This is a genomic window from Methylicorpusculum sp., from assembly GCF_030651835.1.
Taxonomy (GTDB): domain Bacteria; phylum Pseudomonadota; class Gammaproteobacteria; order Methylococcales; family Methylomonadaceae; genus Methylicorpusculum.
The window spans coordinates 1-5,778 of the sequence record NZ_JAUSBX010000015.1; the positions used below are offsets into that span (position 1 = coordinate 1).

6 protein-coding genes are annotated in these 5,778 nt (G+C 47.0%); 1 reads left to right on the forward strand and 5 read right to left on the reverse strand.

What is annotated here, in order from left to right; all coding sequences use genetic code 11:
- Positions 1-173: 173 nt before the first annotated feature.
- From Q7V32_RS02050 to Q7V32_RS02070, 5 genes are all read right to left on the reverse strand, one after another.
- A complete protein-coding gene (locus tag Q7V32_RS02050; protein ID WP_304895328.1) occupies positions 174-1,586 on the reverse strand; it encodes an ABC transporter permease subunit in 1,413 nt (470 codons plus the stop codon).
- Positions 1,583-2,308, reverse strand: coding sequence for an ABC transporter ATP-binding protein (locus tag Q7V32_RS02055; RefSeq protein WP_304895329.1), 726 nt, complete (start codon positions 2,306-2,308; stop codon positions 1,583-1,585). The genes Q7V32_RS02050 and Q7V32_RS02055 overlap by 4 nt, the downstream gene beginning before the upstream one ends.
- Positions 2,309-2,752: 444 nt before the next feature.
- Positions 2,753-3,793, reverse strand: coding sequence for an Rpn family recombination-promoting nuclease/putative transposase (locus Q7V32_RS02060; protein ID WP_304895330.1), 1,041 nt, complete (start codon positions 3,791-3,793; stop codon positions 2,753-2,755).
- Between the two features lie 496 nt (positions 3,794-4,289).
- Positions 4,290-4,613: a type II toxin-antitoxin system RelE/ParE family toxin gene (locus tag Q7V32_RS02065; protein WP_304895331.1), complete on the reverse strand. Its 324-nt coding sequence runs from the start codon at positions 4,611-4,613 to the stop codon at positions 4,290-4,292.
- Positions 4,610-4,861 carry an antitoxin gene (locus tag Q7V32_RS02070; RefSeq protein WP_304895332.1) on the reverse strand — a complete coding sequence of 84 codons (252 nt, stop codon included), beginning with the start codon at positions 4,859-4,861 and terminating at the stop codon, positions 4,610-4,612. Before Q7V32_RS02070 ends, Q7V32_RS02065 begins: the two co-directional genes overlap by 4 nt.
- Before the next feature lie 611 nt (positions 4,862-5,472).
- Here Q7V32_RS02070 and Q7V32_RS02075 point away from each other — a divergent pair.
- On the forward strand, positions 5,473-5,778 hold a 306-nt coding region (locus tag Q7V32_RS02075), incomplete at its 3' end, for a hypothetical protein (RefSeq protein WP_304895333.1).

Consider the following 5,778-nt stretch of genomic DNA (forward strand, 5'->3'; position numbering starts at 1 on the left):
TAGTAGTTGAAAGTAAATCAACACCGTCATTCCGGCATGGATTGCCGGAGCCGTTAGACCGCGTAAGCGAATCCAGGTCACAAGGATGTGAAAGCCCAACGCCATCCATGGCTTCTGGACCCCGGCAATCCCTGCCGGGGCGACGCCTACTATTAACGCGAACATAGCCTTCATCATGGGGTTAGTCTCTTTGCAGAAAGGATAAGCAGCATGATTGCGACAGATAGCCAGCAGATCAGCACAATCAAATCGAGGGATGTGGCTTTCAAGGCAAAATCAATCTTGGGTGCCTGATAATCGAAGGCCTTGACACTACGCCAATCGGATTCTTGACCTTTAGCGCCGGGTTCAGTGCCATGACTGCGCTCTCGGTCCCAGTCTTCAGTTAAATCGATAAAATAATGCCGGTATTCTTCTGCGGCATCTTCGAAATCCCTTTGATGCGCCAGATCCATCCCGGCCATCGCCATTGATAATGAACGGATGGCAATAGAGGGCCCCAGCCAAGAAGCAAGGTGAGTTAAATGCTGTTGAACGGCAAAGTTGTCGCGTAAACGATCAAAATGCAGTTCATGTACACGAACCGAGTAACCCTCACTATGCTGTCGGTTGAGAGACACAAAGCCAACCGGCAAGTCTTCTTTACGGCTAACTCCGTATTGCTGTAAAACTTTTGCTTCAAAATCCTGGGTACGTTGTTCATGATTGCCATCACCGTCCAGACCTTGCACAATATCAGTTTTTATGGATTCCCAAAATTGACTGGCAGTTGGATTGGGCGATAAAGCTTCAGCGGTTACTGCGCCGAGCCTAGGGGCGACAAAAACACTGGCCAACCAAAATGCCAATAAACAAAACAGGGAAACACGACTGGTCTGAAAAAAAGCCGAAGCCGCAATCGAGAGTGCGGCAAAGATGGTGTAATACATTAAAAACAACAACAATGACGCCAGCAATCTCAACCCATCATCCAGTCCCAAGCTGAAATTTTTCCCTAACAGCAGCAAGGCAACCAGCAATGCAGGCGATAACACCAGCATAAAAGCCGCCAGCAAACCTAAAAGCTTGCCAAATAATAATGGTCTGGCGGCGATACCCAAACTATGCAACATGCGCAAGGTTCCACGCTCTCTTTCCTGGCTAACCGAGTTAAAAGTAAGCGCCACAATCATTAAAGGCAGCAAGGCATACAGAACAAAACTGGTGGTCGCTTGGCCGAAACGGTTGGCGAGTATTTGATCGGTACTCGGACTGAATCGTGTCAGGTTACGTTTGTGCGGCTCCAGCCACAGTGATTGCCCGACAAAAGGCCGCAAGCCAGGGTCCAGCGCTGCTACCGGCAAATCGGGCTTGAACACGTAAATGCCGAAATGGGCTGCCGAATGCGGGTTTTTTACGCCTTGGGTATTCCATTGTTCTTTGGCGGTCATGCCAACACTGTGTTTTTCCTGACGCAATTGCTTTAGTTCGTGGGTAGACGCCAGAAAAAAACCCATAAAAAGCGCTAATAGAAAAACACCCAGTATCCACAGTCGTCCATCGCGTAGGGTCGAAACGAACTCCTTATGAATTATGGCCGCTATCATTTCTGCTCCCTTGCATGAGCCAGATACTTTTGTTCGAGTTCATCGTGCTGCACGGTGTGCGCATCGAACTCCTCTACCAGCCGCCCGTGTTTCATAATACCGATACGATCAGCCACTTGTTTGGCGTTAAATAAGTCATGTGTGGCCATCAAAACAGCTATTCCGGAATCGGCAGCGGCACGGATGCGTTGCGCAAAATCGTTGGCGGCACTTGGGTCAAGACCCGAGGTGGGTTCGTCCAGTAGCATGGCCGAGGCATGTTTGGCTGAGGCAATCGCTAAACCGACTTTTTGGCGCATTCCCTTCGAATAAGTGGCTACCCGTTTAGCATGGGCATCTGCTTGTAGGCCATTATCAGATAACAGTTGGCCTGCTTGTTCGCGGCAGAGGTGTATGCCGGCCAGCGTGCAGAAAAAATTCAAATTCTCCAAGCCGCTCATCAGTTCGTACAGAGCGACGTTCTCCGGTAAATAAGCGACTTTGCAGCGCACTAAATCGGGATGTTCATGTGGTGACTGACCCTCTATCAACACTCGGCCTGCACTCGGCCGATTAAAGGTTAAGAAGGTGCTGATGGTGGTGGACTTGCCGGCTCCGTTGCCTCCCAATAGCGCGTAGACAAAGCCTTTGGGCACGCTTAGATTCAACGAATCAATGGCCCTGTGCTGTTTGTAGTTGACGACCAAATTTTGGGCTTCGAGTACAAGCGGTGAGGTATTCATGCTGTTATGGTTTGGGAATAATGGTTGGCGAATGGCGTGTCAACACGTCCTTGTGGATAGGTAGCATCAGTATTTCAACGAAAGGCTGACATAGTACGTACGTTACGCCAATGGATTATTGATCAAGATGTCTTGAATAAGGATTTATTGTCCTTGTTTGGTTAATTCAATACAACCAACAGTCGCATCTACACCGGATTCCGTGTAACAGACGATTATGCTGTTTTTGCCATGAATGCGGCTCAGGTTGTAATCATTGCTATCGGTGGCCACCCAGGTGAACGAAGTTTTATCTGGATAGATGACACCAAAAAAATGGCTATGTTCGCGTTAGTAGTTGAAAGTAAATCAACACCGTCATTCCGGCAATCCCTTCCGAAAGACGATTCTGAATTGTGCGTTCATTGACTATGACAAAGTAGAAATAAGCTCTCGATAAGTCTGCTAGGTCATGAGCGCTTCTAGGCTTTCAGCGGTTAAAATGCGTTCAGCCCAGTTTTCGAGTTGTTGAAGGTCGGCTTGTTCCATGTTTTGCACTGCCCAGTCGGGCAGTTCTCCGTACTTTAATTGGGACAATCTAATTAATAAACGCAGGGCTTCTTTTTTCTGACCTATTTTTTCGCCCCGTTTTACACCGCGTTTTTCCCCGCGTTTCTCTCCTATTTCTTCGCCTTCTTTTTTCCATTGCAGTGTCCAATCGGTTAAGCGTTCGGCTAACATGGCATTGACCTCAGTAAGTTCTTGGTATTCGGGAATCGATTCTGCTTTAAATTTTACGCGCAATAATCGGCTAAGCCAAATCGCAAAGGAGCGCCGGATCGGTTGATAGCGTGCGGCTTTGAGTTGTTGCTGCAGCAGTTGAAGTTGGTTTTGCAAGTCGTCTGACGTCGCACACTGCTCCAAGGCGATCAAATGGCCGACTAAATTAGTGGGGTGTGTTTGGCTGTAGTCTTTTGGTGTGGCTCTTTCTTGCAGTAAAAAATAACTCAGCTGCGGTGTATAGGCTTGCAGTGCGGGATGAATCGGGTTGATTAAGGATGCTATTTCAACTGGCCCGCTCCAGTTAGAGGCGCCATTGTAGATGACTATTGGCAGAACCGGCGGTAACAGGTCGCCTTTTTTTAGTAGCTGGGACCGAATAATATCCTGATACAGGAGGCCGAGGTAAGTCATGACTCGATTGGCCATGAAATAATCTTCACTGGATTGAAATTCCAATAACAAGTACAGGTAGAGCCAAGTGTCTTTGAATTTCATGCGCCAGATACAATCATCATGGCGTTGGCGGAGGTCATCGGTAGCAAAGCTGGCTTTGACCGGCTCCAAGGTTTTAAAGTCGATACTGTCCTGCCATTGCGGTTGCACAAAGCCGGTGATCAGGTCTTGCACCAGTCGCGGATGGCTAAACAGAAGCTTATAGCCAGTGTCATGCGACATCGAATCTTCCGCATCGTTGGATATTGGTTTGACCGTTTTTTTTGCCATAGATTTGGATTAATATTGAATGGCTTATTGCAATAAAACGGATTCTAACAGATCCTGGATTAAAACAGCCGCCCTGCCTGCAGGTATATGCTCAGAAGGCAAGAGCTTAACCCGGTAAGGTGGATTCGCCTACAGGCAATCCGCCATGGCTTTGAAGGCTATTGGCGTTTTGCTATCGCGAAAACGCCCTACCGGTTTTCGCTTTTTACAGAGGGTTGTGTTTTGTTGGCTGAATTTATTTCGTGATTATAAAGATCAATCAGCTCAGTCAAAAATCGTTATCTCGCCATGAATGGCAAAGGCCGAACACCTCCTTGTGCTCTGGATTCGCTTAAGCGGTCTAACGGCTCCGGCAATCCCTGCCGGAAAGACGGTGTTGCTGAAAGTATCTTTATAATCAGGATGTTTTTTGCTTTAGACAACCGCTTTATGTCCCCATGCTCGTCGTTGTATTAGGTCGTTCAAGTGAAGCTGGTTAGCGGGCCAAAGTGGTTTGTTAATTGACTCCGCGTAACCTATCCTTCAGCCGCTCTAATAAATTCATGCGTTCATGCAACACTACCAGAATGACTGGCTTGGGGCTTTCCTGTGGGCGTATAAAGAAAATATAGTGATGCTCACACCGACAAACCCGCACATTGGGATATTTTGAAAAAGGTACTTTGGAGAATATCCGTCCTTCTGCAATTTCAATGAAACGACCATGCAACAATCCTGCATAGCTAAACGCTTGTTCGCGACCCCATGTGTCAGCTGTGTAGCTGGCGATATCAGATAAGTCATTAATAGCTGCTGATGTGAAATCAACAGCAAGCTTCATAGCCGGGGCGCGGCAAGTGCTTCCTCAAAAATTGTTATAACTGACGTGCTAACCACATCGCCACGTTCGGCGGCTTCAATACGTGGTTTTAGGAAGGCCTCCAGTTCTTGTATGGCTTTTTCTTCATCATCGGTCAGCGGCAACAACCGTTGCATCGCGTATTCTTTAATACTTATACCCTGCAAAGCAGCTAATGCCTTGATGCTCTGATGCTGCTGTTCCGTAATTTCTATGGTGAGTCGGCTCATGGTGAAACATCTCCAGTTCTTAATTACATAACAATATTACACAAAAATGTAAGTATGTAAAAATGTACATCTACCCCGTAATGTGGATTCGTCTACAGGCAATCCGCCATGGCTTTGAAGGCTATTGGCGTTTTGCTATCGCGAAAACGCCCTACCGGTTTTCGCTTTTTACAGTGGGTTGTGTTTTGTTGGCTGAATTTATTTCTTGCTTATAAAGATCAATCAGCTCAGTCAAAAATTGTTATCTCGCCATGAATGGCAAGGGCCGAACACCTCCTTGTGCTCTGGATTCGCTTACGCGGTCTAACGGCTCCGGCAATCCCTGAGGCTTAAAGCCTGTCCGGCAGATAGAGTACCCCACTATCCAAACTTGCTAATGTAGTTCGAACGGTATCTTCCGGAATGACAAGTTTTATTTGAGACTGTGTCAAGTTAGAAAGAAGTGATCCATGATAAGTTTGGATTTATTCTCATTTTCTTTAAGTAATGGCTGGCTTTTGTGAATTAGGAATCAAAAAGCAAGGTCACCTACCTTAGTTCATTATTCGATAAGTTTTACCTGCTAGTCTTTTGGCATGCTCTTTGAATCAAGCCGCCGCAGGTATATAGCCATGATTTTTCTTCCCCGTTTTAAATGCCCATTTAATTTATTCATCACTCGTTTACTGTTTCTATTCTTAACGGTTCCGGGCTTAGCTTTTGCTGTTGATGGTCAGTTGCTCAATGTGACCGTGACCGACGGCATCAGTAATACGGTATTGGGTAATCAGGACGTGACCGTCTATCGCCGCGAGGCTGACGGCAGTCTGAAATGGTTTCGTCGAGCACCTACCGATGCTAACGGCAATTTAACGCTGGATTTACCCGGTCTGGGCAGCAATAGCGTCTATGTGCTGCGCACGGCAATGAAGCACGGC

Coding starts and splice junctions, on each gene's coding strand:
- Q7V32_RS02050 (WP_304895328.1), bottom strand. CDS start 1,586: ATGATAGCGGCCATAATTCATAAGGAGTTCGTTTCGACCCTACGCGAT.
- Q7V32_RS02055 (WP_304895329.1), bottom strand. CDS start 2,308: ATGAATACCTCACCGCTTGTACTCGAAGCCCAAAATTTGGTCGTCAAC.
- Q7V32_RS02060 (WP_304895330.1), bottom strand. CDS start 3,793: ATGGCAAAAAAAACGGTCAAACCAATATCCAACGATGCGGAAGATTCG.
- Q7V32_RS02065 (WP_304895331.1), bottom strand. CDS start 4,613: ATGAAGCTTGCTGTTGATTTCACATCAGCAGCTATTAATGACTTATCT.
- Q7V32_RS02070 (WP_304895332.1), bottom strand. CDS start 4,861: ATGAGCCGACTCACCATAGAAATTACGGAACAGCAGCATCAGAGCATC.